At 54.2% G+C, this 14913-nt stretch carries 16 protein-coding genes; 3 read left to right on the plus strand and 13 right to left on the minus strand.

Annotated features, from left to right (window positions below):
* Positions 1–252 precede the first annotated feature (252 nt).
* Entirely contained in the window at positions 253–747 is a 495-nt protein-coding gene (locus P1S59_05595; GenBank protein ID MDF1525725.1) for a type VI secretion system tube protein Hcp, read from the plus strand.
* A 115-nt stretch (positions 748–862) separates the two neighbouring features.
* Here the strand turns inward: P1S59_05595 and smpB are convergent, their stop codons facing one another.
* Together smpB and P1S59_05605 are read right to left on the minus strand one after the other, a co-directional pair.
* Positions 863–1318 carry an SsrA-binding protein SmpB gene (gene smpB, locus P1S59_05600; protein ID MDF1525726.1) on the minus strand — a complete coding sequence of 152 codons (456 nt, stop codon included), beginning with the start codon at positions 1316–1318 and terminating at the stop codon, positions 863–865.
* Positions 1297–3234 carry a HEAT repeat domain-containing protein gene (locus P1S59_05605; GenBank protein MDF1525727.1) on the minus strand — a complete coding sequence of 646 codons (1938 nt, stop codon included), beginning with the start codon at positions 3232–3234 and terminating at the stop codon, positions 1297–1299. Before P1S59_05605 ends, smpB begins: the two co-directional genes overlap by 22 nt.
* Before the next feature lie 246 nt (positions 3235–3480).
* Between P1S59_05605 and P1S59_05610 the strand changes: the two genes are divergently transcribed.
* Positions 3481–3636 carry a hypothetical protein gene (locus tag P1S59_05610; GenBank protein ID MDF1525728.1) on the plus strand — a complete coding sequence of 52 codons (156 nt, stop codon included), beginning with the start codon at positions 3481–3483 and terminating at the stop codon, positions 3634–3636.
* A 22-nt stretch (positions 3637–3658) separates the two neighbouring features.
* Positions 3659–4465, plus strand: coding sequence for an inositol monophosphatase family protein (locus P1S59_05615; protein MDF1525729.1), 807 nt, complete (start codon positions 3659–3661; stop codon positions 4463–4465).
* A gap of 187 nt (positions 4466–4652) precedes the next feature.
* On the opposite strand, the gene P1S59_05620 is transcribed toward P1S59_05615, so the two are convergent.
* The 11 genes from P1S59_05620 to rpmA all read right to left on the minus strand — a co-directional run bounded on the left by P1S59_05620 (position 4653) and on the right by rpmA (position 14684).
* The gene (locus tag P1S59_05620) at positions 4653–5159 is read right to left on the minus strand and encodes a ComF family protein (protein MDF1525730.1); all 507 of its coding nucleotides are present in this window, start codon (positions 5157–5159) and stop codon (positions 4653–4655) included.
* Positions 5160–5748: 589 nt separating this feature from the next.
* On the minus strand, positions 5749–7296 hold the full coding sequence (gene gpmI / locus P1S59_05625; protein ID MDF1525731.1) for a 2,3-bisphosphoglycerate-independent phosphoglycerate mutase: 1548 nt from the start codon (positions 7294–7296) through the stop codon (positions 5749–5751).
* Positions 7297–7421: 125 nt separating this feature from the next.
* Positions 7422–8762: a tetratricopeptide repeat protein gene (locus P1S59_05630; GenBank protein MDF1525732.1), complete on the minus strand. Its 1341-nt coding sequence runs from the start codon at positions 8760–8762 to the stop codon at positions 7422–7424.
* On the minus strand, positions 8759–9118 hold the full coding sequence (locus P1S59_05635; GenBank protein MDF1525733.1) for a TraR/DksA family transcriptional regulator: 360 nt from the start codon (positions 9116–9118) through the stop codon (positions 8759–8761). The genes P1S59_05630 and P1S59_05635 overlap by 4 nt, the downstream gene beginning before the upstream one ends.
* 93 nt (positions 9119–9211) lie before the next feature.
* Complete coding sequence (locus tag P1S59_05640; protein ID MDF1525734.1) at positions 9212–9670, minus strand: 23S rRNA (pseudouridine(1915)-N(3))-methyltransferase RlmH; 459 nt, start codon at positions 9668–9670, stop codon at positions 9212–9214.
* Positions 9667–10035 (minus strand): ribosome silencing factor, encoded by a 369-nt coding sequence (rsfS, locus tag P1S59_05645; GenBank protein ID MDF1525735.1) that lies wholly within the window; start codon positions 10033–10035, stop codon positions 9667–9669. The genes P1S59_05640 and rsfS overlap by 4 nt, the downstream gene beginning before the upstream one ends.
* A gap of 19 nt (positions 10036–10054) precedes the next feature.
* Positions 10055–10699, minus strand: coding sequence for a nicotinate-nucleotide adenylyltransferase (gene nadD, locus P1S59_05650; protein MDF1525736.1), 645 nt, complete (start codon positions 10697–10699; stop codon positions 10055–10057).
* 168 nt (positions 10700–10867) lie between these two features.
* Positions 10868–12124: a glutamate-5-semialdehyde dehydrogenase gene (locus P1S59_05655; GenBank protein MDF1525737.1), complete on the minus strand. Its 1257-nt coding sequence runs from the start codon at positions 12122–12124 to the stop codon at positions 10868–10870.
* Positions 12125–12258: 134 nt separating this feature from the next.
* Positions 12259–13404 carry a glutamate 5-kinase gene (proB, locus tag P1S59_05660; GenBank protein ID MDF1525738.1) on the minus strand — a complete coding sequence of 382 codons (1146 nt, stop codon included), beginning with the start codon at positions 13402–13404 and terminating at the stop codon, positions 12259–12261.
* Positions 13397–14407: a GTPase ObgE gene (gene obgE, locus P1S59_05665; protein MDF1525739.1), complete on the minus strand. Its 1011-nt coding sequence runs from the start codon at positions 14405–14407 to the stop codon at positions 13397–13399. Before obgE ends, proB begins: the two co-directional genes overlap by 8 nt.
* Positions 14408–14426: 19 nt before the next feature.
* The gene (gene rpmA / locus P1S59_05670; GenBank protein ID MDF1525740.1) at positions 14427–14684 is read right to left on the minus strand and encodes a 50S ribosomal protein L27; all 258 of its coding nucleotides are present in this window, start codon (positions 14682–14684) and stop codon (positions 14427–14429) included.
* Positions 14685–14913 lie beyond the last annotated feature (229 nt).

Genomic DNA, 14913 nt, shown 5'->3' on the forward strand with positions numbered 1-14913 from the left:
CTGAGTATATGCTCATATATACGCTTATAGAATATATGTCAAGGGAGGAAAGGTTCGGTACCGGGTACCGGGTACTGCCTTTTAAACCATTTTCCCCCTCATATGTCTGAAAACTGAGTGCAGCCCATGGATTTTCGGGGCATCGTCCCTGTAAAAATCTTTGCGCCAAACACGTAATTATAATTACAGCAATCAAGACCCGTTTTAAAATGGTACAATTGACTGTAGCAGCAGGCTTTGGAAGGTACTTCCATGAATGGAACTTTCAAACATATCTCGATGATTTTTCTGTCAGCTATGTTATTTTTAGCCGGTTTCTCTCCCTTTTTAGCTAAAGCTGACGACTCCTTCGCCTTCCTGTACATACCTGGGGTACAGGGGGATGCTGAGGATCCTGCCCATCGCAACTGGATCGAGGTCCTCTCGTGCGACTGGGGTTCGGTACCCACACCCAGAGGCTCTATGGTATCTGACAGCGACAAGGGGCCGGCCGGAAAGTTGTGTTTTGGAGATTTTTCCTTCCTGAAACATGTGGACGGAACTTCCGAGACCCTTGCGAGATACTGCTCGCTCGGCCTGCAGTTCTCCCATATCCGCGTGGAGCTTTCTGGCTCATATATGGGAAAATTCAAGTATCTGATCCTGCGGAAGGTAAAGGTTCTGTCCGTACGGCCGGGAAAGACGGAAAGTGACGGGAGTAAGACAGAGATTGTGACGGTGGGTTTCAAGCAGGTAGAGTATCAATAAATAAACTGCGGGACGAAACTTCAGCACGCAGTTTATTTATCTGGCAAGCTGCGCTTGCTTCCTTAAGGAAGGGGTAAACCCTTTTGCTGACCAAAGGTTTTCCCAGACGGGAAATTCAGTCTTGGCCTTTAATCGCACGGTGAATTTCCCGTTCCTGGTCTCTCTTCTTTATATCCTCTCTCTTGTCCCCCAGTTTCTTGCCTCGGCCAACACCCAACTCCAGTTTGACAATTCGGCCCTTCAGGTACAGGCTCAACGGTACAAGAGTCAGCCCTTTTTCCATGACCTTGCTCTGGAGCCTGTGGATCTCCACGGCGTTTAACAACAGCTTACGTTCACGTAAAGGGTCGTGATTGGTGATGTTACCGTGGGAATAGGGGCTTATGTGAGCGCCTATAAGCCACGCTTCGCCGTTACGGATATCGGCATAGGCTTCCTTAATATTCGCCTTCCCCTCCCGGATGGATTTGACTTCGGTCCCCGCCAGAACTATCCCGGCCTCGACCTTTTCCAATATCTCGTAGTTAAACCGCGCCTGGCGGTTCTGAACTAGGGTGCGACCCGTTCCCATGGACCTCCTCCTCCACCAGCCCCACCCATTTCATTCTTCAGACGCGCCAGCACCGGCTCCAGGCTGCCCTTCCTTGAATAAGCCTGCCTGAGACTGTAAAGCTGGGCGGCCTCCAAAAGGGCCGGTTCCCAGGGCTCTGGAAAAAGGACCTTGTTGAGAGGATGGATGGCCTTTTGATCCTTTATCCTGCAAATGATCTCGGCCGAATCAAGGAATTTGGGCCCTTCCAGTTGGGCCATCTTTTCGGTGACGAGCCTCACGACATCAACTCCCCCGGCGACAAGGGGTTCTGAAACAGCCCTGCGCAGCGCTGCGTTGTCGTCGTCCAGGGTTTCAACAAGCTCCAGGTAAAGCCCCGGGTCGTTTAACTGGCTGATGGCATGGCGGGCATTGTCGCCCACTATCCCCTCCCGGCCCGCTGCCTGACGCAGGGCGCTCCAGGAAGGCTTTCCCATGTTGGCCAGGGCGTTGGCTGCCACCCAGCCCACATCACCGTACTGGAGCAGGTCTGCAAGGAGAGGCACACTCTCAGGCCTTCCCAGCTCCCCAAGCAGGGCAATAGCGTTGTAACGCAGGGTCGTGTTCCTCTTGCTCCTGGCTCTCTCGTGGAGAGTACCCAACGCACCATCCCCCATCTGGAGGATTACAAGGTTCCTGGTGAGACAGAACCTGTCATCCCCGGTCGCCTTCAGGAGCTCATCCACAGCAGACTCTCCTATCTCCATGAAGGCGTAGGAGATCAGCCCTCCCATCTGATCTTCGCTCTGCATCCTGTTGATAAGTCCATGGATGGCTCTGGGGTCCTTGAACTCGATGAGGGCTGTGACCGCGAACATCCTCACATTGACATCCGTGTCATCAAGGGCGCTTATTATGAGAGGAACCGCCTCCCTGTCTCCGATCTTGCGCAGGGTCGTGATTATGTTTTTCCTGATTACCGGGTCCTTGTCCCTGATCCTGCTCGCAAGGGTCGGATAAATGTCCGGATTCAGCCGGGCAAGGGCAGTGGTTGCATAATCCTGAACCTCTAGATTTGGATCTCTTAAAGCCATGAACAGACCCTCGGAAGCAGATATGTGGTGAAAACCGTCAAGCGCCTTTACTACGCTCCTGCGGACCGCCACCTCCCTGTCCTTGAGAGCATTGATCAGATAGGGCAGGGTGTCCGGCAACCGGAGCCGTCCCAAAGCCAGTGCCGCACCGCTTCTTATCCTGACACTCCCGGTCTTCAGTGCAGCCTGCAGGGCCGGGACCGACCTGGGCCCGAACTTTTCAGCTGCCTGGAGGACAAAATCGGCCAGCCCCACGTCTTCCATCTCAAACAGCTTGAGGATGCCGTCTAAGGACCTTTCGTCCCCGAGGTCGCAAAGTGCCTGGATAACCTGGATCCGCACGTCCCTGTCCGGGTCCTTCAGGAGTTTGTAAAGGGGGCCCACAGCCAGGGGGTCGTTTATTCGTCCCAGCAGGTAGGCTGCCCGGCTGCGAAAAGTGGGATCTCTATGTCCCAGCTGGTCAACGAGGAAGGAGGAGGCCCTCGGGCCCAGTTCCACGAAAATGGACTCGCACAGCCAGTTTATCTCCGTGTCGTCCATCCCTGTGAACACGGCCATGTACCCCACTGCACCCCATCTTTTAAGAGAGTCTACAGCCTCCCGCCGGACCTTGATATCAGGGTACCTGAGCAGGTCAAGGTTAAAGTCCAGCGCCTCATCCGTCCCGAGTTCGCGGATCTCATCGAGGACCGGGAACCGTTCCTCCTCGGATGCGAGGTAATATCGTCTTTTCAGGATCTCCAGCTGGGATTGCTGCCCGATGGCGGGGTGGCCGGCACGTCCCGTTCCCCCCGTGGTGACCCCGACAGTAGCCTTGGCCGCCCACCCATCTCCGGGGGCAAAGCAAAGCAAACCCGCCAGCATTGCAGTACATATCCCTACAGGGAAGGCTTTACGCATTATTAACAGAGAGGTATTATTGATATGTCGTTTCATCCTGGTTATCATCCTGCCTTGGAGCCTGTCGGAGTATCTCATCCGGCTTTCAGATATAGTCTGGTAGAAGATATAATACTATTGTCTTGAAAAATCGAGGCAACTTCAAGGATTATACATGAAATCCGTTTTTGGACGAAGTTCTCAGCGGATCTCGGGTAAGGGAGACTTTCCATGAAGGATTACAAATGCCCAGTCTGTGATGCGGAGCTTATCCTCGATGGCGATGAACGAACCGGTGATAACGTATACTGCTCATCCTGCAGCAGTACCATCAAGGTTTACAGCGGCAAAACAAGTGATGACCTCAAACTTGTCGATGATAACTGATTATCTCTAACCTCTAATACCATTGACCAGACTCGATAAACAACAACCCACCAGGTCCGATCTCCTGGCAGACGCAGTTCGCATTTCCCGTCTCGCCGGAAAGCTGCTGAAAGACCGTCTGTTAACCGACATTTCTGTGGCTCACAAGGGAGAAGTGGATCTTGTCACGGAAATGGACAGATCGGCCCAGGACCTTATCGAGCAGGAGATCCTGGTCAAGTATCCGGATCACGGCATCCTCGCTGAAGAAGACCTCCACATACAGGGCTCAGATGGTTTCCACTGGATCGTCGACCCTTTAGACGGGACGACCAACTATGCCCACCGCTTCCCGGTATTCTCGGTCTCCATCGCCGTAGCCTACAGGAACGATATCCTGTGCGGTGTCGTCTTCAACCCCGTAACGGAAGAGCTGTTCACGGCTATCCGGGGTGAAGGAGCCAGCCTTAACGACATGCCCATCAGGGTTTCCAAAATAAACAGTCTCAACGACAGTCTCCTCGGGACCGGGTTTCCCTACAACATAAGGGAAAGTTCCCAGACCAATCTGGACCATTTCAAAGAATTCGCCATGAGGACCCAGGGTATCCGACGCTGCGGAAGCGCTGCTCTGGACCTTTGCTTTGTAGCCTGCGGACGGCTGGAGGGCTTCTGGGAGCTGAACCTGAAATCCTGGGATATCGCAGCCGGTGCGCTTATCGTCAGGGAGGCCGGGGGGGTAACCACCGATTTTGAAGGCACCGCGCTGGAAATAGACGGATCAAGGGTCCTTGCCAGTAATGGGCACATTCATGAGCAAATGATGGAAATTTTGAAGATCAGTGTTTAGAGTCTAGCTTCTGGTGTCTGGAGTCCAGGACCTGGGGTCTGGACAGTCTACAAAAGATCAAAAACGGGCTAAACGCGAAGGATTCCAAGTTGCGCAAAGTTGATGGACTCGCAATGACAAAAAAACACCCTTAATGATCATTCTTCACTGCTTTCCCACCGCTCCCATGTTCCCATGCTCCCCCGTATCAGTCGGATAATCCGACACCAACGGGGGATACAGCCCTCGCCAGGGTCAGGACGGATACCGTCGCACCCGCACGGCGCAGGATCCTGGAACACGCCAGGACCGTTGAACCGGTAGTGTAAACATCATCAAAAAGTAGAACCCGTTGCCCCCTCACCAGATCAATAGCTCTGCCAGGTACAAAGGATACGGAAGCGTTTCGGCTTCTTTCCTTTGCGGAAAGACCCACCTGGGTACGATTTCCCTTTTTTCTGAGAGCATTCGTCTGAACCTCAACACCCAGTTGCCGGGCGACCGACGCGGCAAGGATATAGGACTGGTTAAACCCTCTTTTCCATCGGCCGTTTAAGGACAGCGGTACGGGTATTAGAAGATCCACCTCGGGGAAGGGATGTAGTGCACCAATGCCCGTGGCAAGCGCATCTTGAAGAGGCGCCATCAGTCCGATCATGCCTCCGTACTTGAATTTGGATAGTGCCTCGGCCACTGCCCCCCGGTACAAAAGCACACCTCGGCACCACTTAAAGGTCGGCCGCCCCTTTATGCAGGCAAGACACAAGTGGGATGCCTGACTGCCCTGAAAGGGCTTACCGCACAGTTCGCAGCATTGCCCTCCAACAGGTTCAAATAAATCAAAACAATCCGGGCAGCAGTGGGGGTAAGGGCCATGAGAGAGTCGGCCGCAGATAAGACAGATGGGAGGGTATATGGCATCCAGGAGTCCACGAGCGATCTCATTCGATAGCATACCTGTCGATATGCAAACGACAAGCCAGTTTAGACTCCTGGATGCATGAGACGCGGTGAGGGGGAGCGTGGGTGAGGGAGAACAGACAGTATCGGCGTGTCGGTGTGTCGGCGTATCGGAGAAAATACCAGTATTTGGGAGGGAATCAAGGTCCAGGGTCTAAATACTGCTTTTGTCATCGCGAACCGTTAACCGAGTGAAGCGATCCCGGGATTGCTTCCGCCTTCGCCAAGGCTACGGCGGACAGGTCGGCATGATCTATGGCCTCGCAATGGCAACGATCGCAACGCCCTGTGCTCTTCGCCCTACGCACTGTCTTTCCCACTGCCTCCTGGGTACTGGGTACTGCTTAAAACAAAGGAACTCCCGTCATTTCTGATGGTTGAGCTATACCCATGATCTTCAGTATCGTCGGAGCTACATCAGCCAGGCGCCCTTCCCTTAAGACAGGGTGTTCAGAGGTAAAACCGGGGGCGACCAGGATCAGGGGAACACTCCTCGTCGTATGTGCGGTGTGCGGCGTTCCGCTGGGATCCATCATCGACTCGGCGTTTCCGTGATCGGAAGTAATTATCAGCACCCCACCTGACTTGATCACCATATCGGAGATCCGACCGACACATTCATCCACCTTCTCGATGGCGGTAACCGCCGCCTCATAAACTCCGGTGTGCCCCACCATGTCCGGGTTGGCAAAGTTCACCAAAACAAAATCGTAGTCCCCGGAACGGAGGCGATCCATGAGCTTGTCGGTTACCTCCTCGGCACTCATCTGGGGCTTGAGATCGTATGTAGGCACATCCTTCGGTGACGGAACAAGGTAGCGATCCTCTCCAGGAAAAACCCTTTCTTCCCCGCCGTTGAAAAAGAAGGTTACGTGGGCGTACTTCTCCGTTTCCGCGATCCTGAGCTGGGTCAAACCGTGTTTACTGATCACCTCACCGAGGATTTCCCCATGCTCCTGTGGTGAAAAAATAACCGGGTATGGGAAGTTCTCATCGTACCGGGCAAGGCAAACATAGGTTGAAAGCTCAGGAAATTTTGATCTTTTAAAACTTTTGAAATCCCGATCATTGAGGGCGTGACTGATCTCCCGGGCACGGTCACCCCTGAAGTTCATGAACACCACACCGTCACCATCACCAATGACCCCAACTGGAACACCCCTGTGGTAAATAACAGTGGGCTGGATAAATTCGTCGGTCTCGCCTCTCTCGTAAGCCTCCTTGACAGCCGACTCACCAGACAATGCCTCAAACCCCTGTCCCGATACGAGGGCGTTATAGCCTTTCTCGACCCTGTCCCACCTGTTGTCCCTGTCCATGGGATAAAAGCGGCCGGCAACCGTTGCCAACCTGACATTTTTCAGGGTAGCCAGGTGCTGCTGGATCTCCTGAATGAAGCCCAGCCCTGAATTAGGCGGTGTGTCGCGGCCGTCCATGAAGGCGTGGACAAAAATACTGTCTACTTTATTTTTCGAAGCCATGGTCGCCAGAGCTTTTATCTGATCAATATGGCTGTGGACGCCACCATCAGACATGAGACCCATTATGTGGAGCCTGCCCGAGGCCCTTTTAACAGTCCTGAACGCATCAAGGAGGACCGGGTTTTCAAAAAACTCCCCGGACTGGATGGCCTTGTTTATTCTTGTGAAATCCTGATAAACGATGCGCCCGGCACCCAGGTTAAGGTGTCCCACCTCTGAATTGCCGATCTGGTGGTCAGGGAGTCCCACATCCATTCCTGCCGCCCCGAGGGTCGTGGTGGGATAGAGGGAGGCCAAGCGGTCCATGACCGGGGTCCTGGCCCCGGCGATGGCGTCCAGACCTTCCCCGGTGGAAACTCCCCAGCCATCGAGAACCATAAGTACAGTGGGGACTTTTTTTACTCTATTCATCAAGAATCTCTCCTTGTTGTCAAAAAAAGTCCCCTCTGGAAGAGGGGATGAGGGGAGTGGGCGAAGAAGGGATGAAGACGCATATTCTCCTCATCTCCTTTTCCCCTTTTCTCCTTTTCTGTAATTTACTCCTCATTCTCATACTGCGGGCTGTCTGCGGGGGTTGATCTTGGCTCAGTCAAGCCTGGCAGAGCAAAACTGTTCCAGAGTCCGCATGATTGGCATCGTGATGCCCACGCATCGACGGTGTGGCTGCAGTTCCCGCATATGAACCTGGGATTCAAACCGTCGGAGAGATCCACGTAAAGACCAAACTCCTTGATAGATTCCTTATATCTCTCTCTCCGCGCGTTGACCTCGCCGAGAAGGGCATGGAGGAGAGGTGATACATAACCGGTGGATTCCACCTTCTTAAGGGCCATATAACTTTCATCAACCATCTCCAGCCGCAGGCAGATCTTCCCGTAGAAAAGGTTAAGGAAAACGTCCTCGGGGGCACTGTCAAGAAGGCCCCGGAAGGTCTCGATGAGCTTGCGGGGATTTTCCTTTTTGATCAGTTTTTCTTCCATAACCTGGAGGAATACGGGGTTATGGTGCCGGTTGTATCCCTCTGTGAGGATCTTCAACCCCTCATCCACCTTGCCGGACCTGATGCGGGCCTCCCCGAGGGCTACGGTAGCGGCTACAAAGTCCGGAGACTCTTTGAGGATATCCCTGAGGGTCTTGACCGCCTTTTCCGCATCACCGTTGTCCAGGTAACCGGCAGCCACCTGGTAGCGAAGACCTAATAGATACGACTGCGATTCCGGTTCTCTTCCAGCCGCCTTGATGAATTTCCGCTGAGTATTCACCGCCCCTTCCCAGTCGCCCTGCTTCTCCTGGATATCCCTGAGGGCGATGAGAGCCGTCCGGTTGGAATCATCCTTGGAGAGGATCTTATTCAGAATTCCCACAGCCTCTGTCAACTGGCCTGCAGCAAGGTAATCATCAACAAGAAACAGAAGAACCCTGAGGTTCCCCGTATGCGCCTCAAGAGCCTTCCTATGAAGCTCAAGTGCTTTCTGGAACTCCCCCAACGCAAGGTAAACCGTACCCAACCTGAAGAAAGGCAAAAGAAACTCAGTGTCCTTGGCCACAGCCTCCTCAAGGAGTTTGACCGCCTGGTTCATTTTGCCCGAAAGGTGGGCATCCACACCGCGGTTGTAAAGCTCCTCGGCCTTGGCCCGCCGTCTTTTCTTCATGCTGACCTGGAAATTGTCATAGGATCTACGTATCCCCCGGAGAGCCAGAAGAGCGAAGACAATGGCCGATCCTATGCCAATAGACAGGAGAACAAGGCCAACAACGGGCAGTTCCACCATCTTTCCCGGCCACACGGTCAGATCGACCGTCCCGTGGTTATAGAAGGCAAAATAGGAGAATAGGATGACGACTATCAGGATAACCATCGTGGCCAGGCGACTCATTTGATCTCACCTCTCTTTTCCAGGTCTTCCTTGCACTGTGCGCAATAGTTGGCTATGGGTCTGACCTTCAGGCGGCCTTCAGGAATGTCTTCACCACACATCTGACAGACACCATAAGTGCCATCCTTGATCCTGTCGATGGTCTTATCTATCTCCCGGATGCGTCGGTTTATCTTCTCATTCCAGGCAAGGGAATAATCGGCAGAGTAACTGGAATCGGCAAGATCCGCCAGATCCATGGCCCCGATCCTGTCCTTGTTCTTTTCCCCGCTTGTAACTCTTTGCAGCTCTACGAGGAGATCCATTCTGTCCTCGAGAAGCTTTTTTTTATAATTTTCCAGGGTCTTGTCGTCCATGAAATCGTTTCCCTTTCAGGCTGGCGATTTTATACCGGGTGTCTGTTTACCGGAAATTTCTTCACTATTCCCTATTCCCTCTCCCCTATTCCTTTACTTATGATACGGCTCTCCCCGTATAATGGTAAAAGCCCTGTACACCTGTTCCACCAGGACCAGCCTTGCCATCTGGTGAGGGAGGGTCACAGCTCCCAGCGATATCATCTGATCCGAATCGGTCAGAGCAGATCTGGCAAGACCGTGGGGACCGCCGATGACAAAGCTGATCAGGTCCACCGAATTAAACATCGCTTTTTCAAACCACGAAGCCAGTTCTTCCGAGGACAAGGTCCGGCCTTTTCTGTCCAGAGCCACCTTCAGATCAGCTTTGTGATGTTCCTTCTTCAACCTGCCGTAGGCCGCCTCGAGATCCTGTGCGCTCCCTGATATCTCCTTGGCGGAATCTCGGACCCGAATGGGTGCATAATACCCTATTCGCCGGCTGTATTCGTCAATAGCCTCCCTGAAGTATGGTTCCCGGATCTTTCCAATTCCAAGCACCTGGATCTTCAACTGGGCTTTATCTCCTCAACCTCAGTCGTAAGATCCAGCCTGGGAGCATCTATCCAGAGCCTCTCTATATCATAATATTCCCTGACGGGTTCAAGGAAAACATGGATGACGACTTCGCCGTAATCCAGAAGGACCCATTTACCCTCCCTGAACCCTTCCTCACCGAGAGCCTTGATCCCTACCGCCTTGTAGGCTTGATTCACGTTTTCGGCCACCGCCTGAGTATGCCTGTCGGAGGTGCCGGTAAGGATCACAAAATACTCCGCAATAGAAGACATCCCCCTGAGATCAAGAACCAGAGGATCAAGAGCTTTCTTATCCAATGCCGCGCCAACGGCCAGTCGAGCCATGTCTGTAGAGTTCAAACCTGTTTTTCCCCTCCATTCACACTTTTTGGGGCCGGTAAAGGCCCTTTTGCTGGATATACTGTAAAACCTCATCGGTAACAAGGTTCCGAATACTGTGGCCCCCAGATACCGCCTTTCTTATCATGCTCGAGGAGACATCCACCGGGGAAACCTGCAGTGTCCTGAGGCTGCCACCGCTGTCGTGCAGATAGACACCTCCAGCTGGAGTATAGCGTTCAGAGAGATTTTTCGGAAGTGGGGTCATCAGGTCCACCGGATAGCCCGGGCGGGTCAATACCACAAGGTGAACCTGGGCCAGAACATCTTCCGAGCGGTACCAGCTGTTGATAAGGGAATAGGCATCCCCGCCCAGGGCCATCCATACCAGGGAGTTCTCCGCTGCTTTACTCACCTCTTTCACCGTGTCGAGTGTAAAAGAAGGGCCCTCCCTGTGCAACTCTATGTCAGAAGCGGTAAGGCTCGGGCAGTTGCCCACAGCAAGCTGCACCATCCGCAGGCGATCCTCGGGGGAGGCCGTGGGAGGCTCACGGTGGGGGGGTATTCCCGCCACCATCATCAGTACCTGGTCAAGCCCGAAGGCCGTTGCAAACTCCTGGGCCACCCGGAGATGGCCAATATGGATGGGATCGAAGGTGCCGCCGAAGATTCCGATTTTGGCCATATCATAAGTCCTCGTAATGGTCAAAATTGGAATCTGGAAAAGGGGAAGAGGAGAGGAGGAGAAGGGGGGAAAGATCTTTAACCTGTTTTGTGTCCCCACGTTTCCGAGTCTCCGTGTCAGCCGGTTTTTCCCCTTTTCCCCTCTTCCCCTCTTCCCCTCTTCTGTCGCTCATTCCCTCAAATGCCCTTCCCCCATTACGATCCACTTCTCAGTGGTGAGCTCCACCAATCCCATAGGCCCTCTGGCGTGGAGTTTGTCAGTAGAAATTCCGATCTCGGCTCCCAGACCAAAAACAAAACCATCGTGGAGCCTCGAGGAAGCGTTCACCATTACCGCGGCAGAGTCGACCTCTCTGATAAAACGTTGGGCGTTGGCATGGTTCATGGTAACGATGACATCGGTGTGAGCAGATCCGTAACGCGCGATATGCCCCATCGCTTCATCCATATCAGCCACAACCTTGACGTTGAGGATCCGGTCCAGGTACTCCATAGGCCAGTCCTCATCAGTGGCCTCCTTCACCCAGGGGGCGGCCTCTTTGGTCTCCCGACAGCCGCGGATCTCTACCCCCTCCTCCCTGAACTTCTCAAGAACTTTCTGGAGGAAGGAACCCGTCATGTCCCGATGCACCAGCATCGTCTCCAGGGCGTTGCACGTACCCGGCCGATTAAGCTTTGCGTTGACGCAGATATCCAGGGCCATCTCGACCTGGGCCCCGCTGTCAACATAGGTGTGGCAGACTCCATCCAGGTGCTTGATCACCGGTATTGTTGAGTTCTCCATGATCATCCTGATGAGACCTTTTCCACCACGGGGTATGATCAGGTCCACGTAATCATCCAGTTTCAGAAGGGCGTGAACCGCAGCCCGGTCTGTCATGGGAACCGCCTGAACAGCCTCCGCAGGCAGGCCGGCCTGGACAACGCTGTCGCAAAAAACCCGCGCCAGGGCATTGTTGGAGTGGATAGCCTCGGACCCTCCCCTCAAAATGCAGGCGTTGCCGGATTTAAGGCAAAGGGCCGCCGCGTCTATGGTCACATTGGGCCTCGATTCATAAATGATGCCGATAACACCAATGGGCGCTCTCATTCGCCCCACTTTAAATCCGCTGGGACGTGTCCAGATCCCGGTCACCTCGCCCACCGGGTCAGGCAGAGCCGCAACCTCGTTTACAGCAAGAGCCATTTCTTCGATGCGATTTTCCGTAAGTTTGAGGCGATCCAGCATGGCTGAGGTCAGCCCGGCTTTTTCTCCTGCCGCAAGGTCTTTCTGGTTTTCCACCATCAGCCTGTCTACGGACTCCCTGAGATGCCGGGCAACGGTATCGAGAGCGTCATTCTTTTGAGCTGGTGCGGCGCCGGAGAGTAAACGTGATGCTTTTCGGGCTTTCTCTCCCATATCGTGCATGAGTTTCTGGATGTCCATGGAGATCTCCTTATCGGATTGGCAGAAGGAGGAATTGGGAAGCCCTTCGACAAGCTCAGGGTCCCGAGCATGGTCGAGGGAGAGGGAGGAGGAATAACATCGCTGAAAACAATCCTATAATACTCGCTAATGGTTCATCCTTTATCCTTCTGATCCGCAGAGATGACAAGGTCATCTCTGTGAATAACTTCAGCCCCCGGGCAGGTTCCCAACACACTCTCTATCTCATCACTGTGCCGGCCCATGATCATTCTTATCTGATCAGAGGAAAAGCAGGTGACACCCCGCGCGATCTCTCCATCGTTGGCGTCCATGCAGCGAACCATGGATCCCGCTTCGAAATCTCCCAGTACCTCTCTTACACCTGCAGGAAGAAGACTTTTATTGAGCTTTTTCAGTGCCTTTGAAGCGCCGGCGTCGATGACCAGCGTCCCCTTCGGCTGGCCGGATGAATAGGCGATCCAGTGCTTGCGCAAAGCCAGCTTCTCAGCCGAAGGCAGAAAAAGGGTTCCCGTTGGATCCCCGTTCAGTACCCTGGTAAGGACACCTTCCCTGCGGCCATCAGCGATGACCGTGGGCACACCCATGTGAGCTGTTCGCTTGGCGGCAAGGACCTTTGAGGACATGCCCCCGGACCCCGATTTCCCCGGACCGCCGGCCATGTTGACGATGTGGCTATCCACCTCCTCCACAACCTCAACCAGCTTGCCATCACCGAGCCTCGGGTCCTTGTCGAACAGGCCCTCCGTGTTGGTGAGGAGGACCAGCAGGTCGGCCTCAGCGAGGTTCACCACCATGGATGCCAGAAGGTCGTTATCACCGAAACGGATCTCTTCCACCGACACGGTATCGTTTTCATTGATGACAGGCACAGCGTTCATCTTCAGCAGGGTCTCCAGGGTGTTGTGGGAAAGAACAAACCGGCGTCGATTTTCGAGACCCTCCCTGGTGAGCAGGACCTGTCCTACCCGCTTTCCGTGGCGCGCAAAAGCATCAGCGTAGGCCTGGACAAGGCGGCCCTGGCCCACAGCTGCCAGCGCCTGCTTGATCTTCATCGTCCGGGGCGACTCCTGGTACCCCATGGCCTGCATCCCCATGAGAATGGCTCCTGAACTGACGATGATAAAATCCCGTTCACCTTCCATGGCAGCCATTTCATCGGCCAGATGGTTTAAAAGGTCTTGATCTATCCCTCCGCCAGGGGCTGCGAGAACCATGCTCCCCAGCTTGACAATGACCCTCTTTCGGCCCTTGAGGATGCTGCGTTTGTCCTCAATCATTGCCCTTTTCCTTAAGTTTTTCGATCATGGTGGACAGTTTCCCCACAAGGGGTGTCAACCCCTCACCAACAGCGGCGGAAATGAGCATGGGTCTGATCCCGGTGTCTTCCTGAAACTTTGCCAGGATACTTTCCCTTTCCTCCGGACTGACCACGTCTGCCTTACTCAGGGCCACGATGAAATCCTTCCGGGCAAGATCGTCGGCATATTGCCCAAGTTCCTGGCGGATCGTCCGATAGGCCTCTACAGGATCGCCATCGCCGGGAGCAAGCCCCACCAGATGGAGGATAACAGATGTTCTTTCTACGTGCCTCAGGAATTGGTGACCCAGCCCTACTCCCTGATGAGCCCCCTCTACCAGGCCGGGAACATCGGCGACTACAAAGCTTCTATCATCGTCCACCCTCACGACACCGAGGTTGGGAACCAGGGTGGTGAAGGGATAATCGGCGATCTTTGGACGAGCCGCGGAGATACGGGAAATCAACGTGGATTTTCCGGCGTTGGGAAGCCCCACGATGCCCACATCGGCAATGAGCTTCAGCTCCAGCACCAGATCCCTTGCCTGCCCGTACCTGCCTTCCTCGCTGATCCTGGGTGCCTGTCTGGTGGGGGTAGCAAAGTTGGAGTTCCCCCTGCCTCCTCTGCCTCCCTTTGCGGGGATGAACTCCCCCTCGGTGAGATCAGCCAGAAGCTCTCCGGTAGAAGCATCCATGATCTGAGTCCCTGGCGGGACTCGCAGGACGACGGGATCACCATCTTTACCGGTCATTTTGGAACCGCGGCCGTGGGCACCGGTTCCTGCGCGGTATTCCCTTTTATATCGAAAATCTATGAGAGTGGAAAGTTGGGGGTCGGTGCGGATAAAAACATCCCCGCCTCGGCCCCCATCTCCTCCATCAGGGCCTCCGCGGGGTACAAACTTTTCACGACGGAAACTGACGCAACCGTTTCCCCCCGCTCCCGATTCCACAAAGATCTTGACGCGGTCGATGAAACTCATCGCGGGGGGGGGTGAATTGCTACTCTGCGCCGAAGACGCTGACCTGTTTGCGGGTCTTGTCCTTGCGCTCGAATTTGACGATCCCGTCCACCTTGGCAAAGAGTGTAAAATCTTTGCCCAGACCGACGTTGGAACCAGGGTGGATGCGAGTGCCACACTGACGCACCAGGATGTTTCCTGCGCGGACAAACTCACCTGCAAACTTTTTAACGCCCCGGCGTTTGGACTGGGAGTCTCTTCCGTTATTTGAACTTCCGCCAGCTTTCTTGTGAGCCATCTTTCTTTCCTCCAAAACTATTGACAGGGTCGCAACAAGTCCGGACGGGACTTTTTGCTCCTCGGTAAGCGAAAAGCGGGGTTTTCGCTTACCTTACAAATCAATGACATACAGTTCAAGTCATTGATTTGGGCACCCCACACGGGGTGCGTTGACAGGGTCGCAACAAGTCCGGACGGGACTTTTTGCTCCTCGGTAAGCGAAAAGCGGGGTTTTCGCTTACCTTACA

The organism is bacterium (assembly GCA_029210965.1).
Taxonomy (GTDB): domain Bacteria; phylum BMS3Abin14; class BMS3Abin14; order BMS3Abin14; family BMS3Abin14; genus JALHUC01.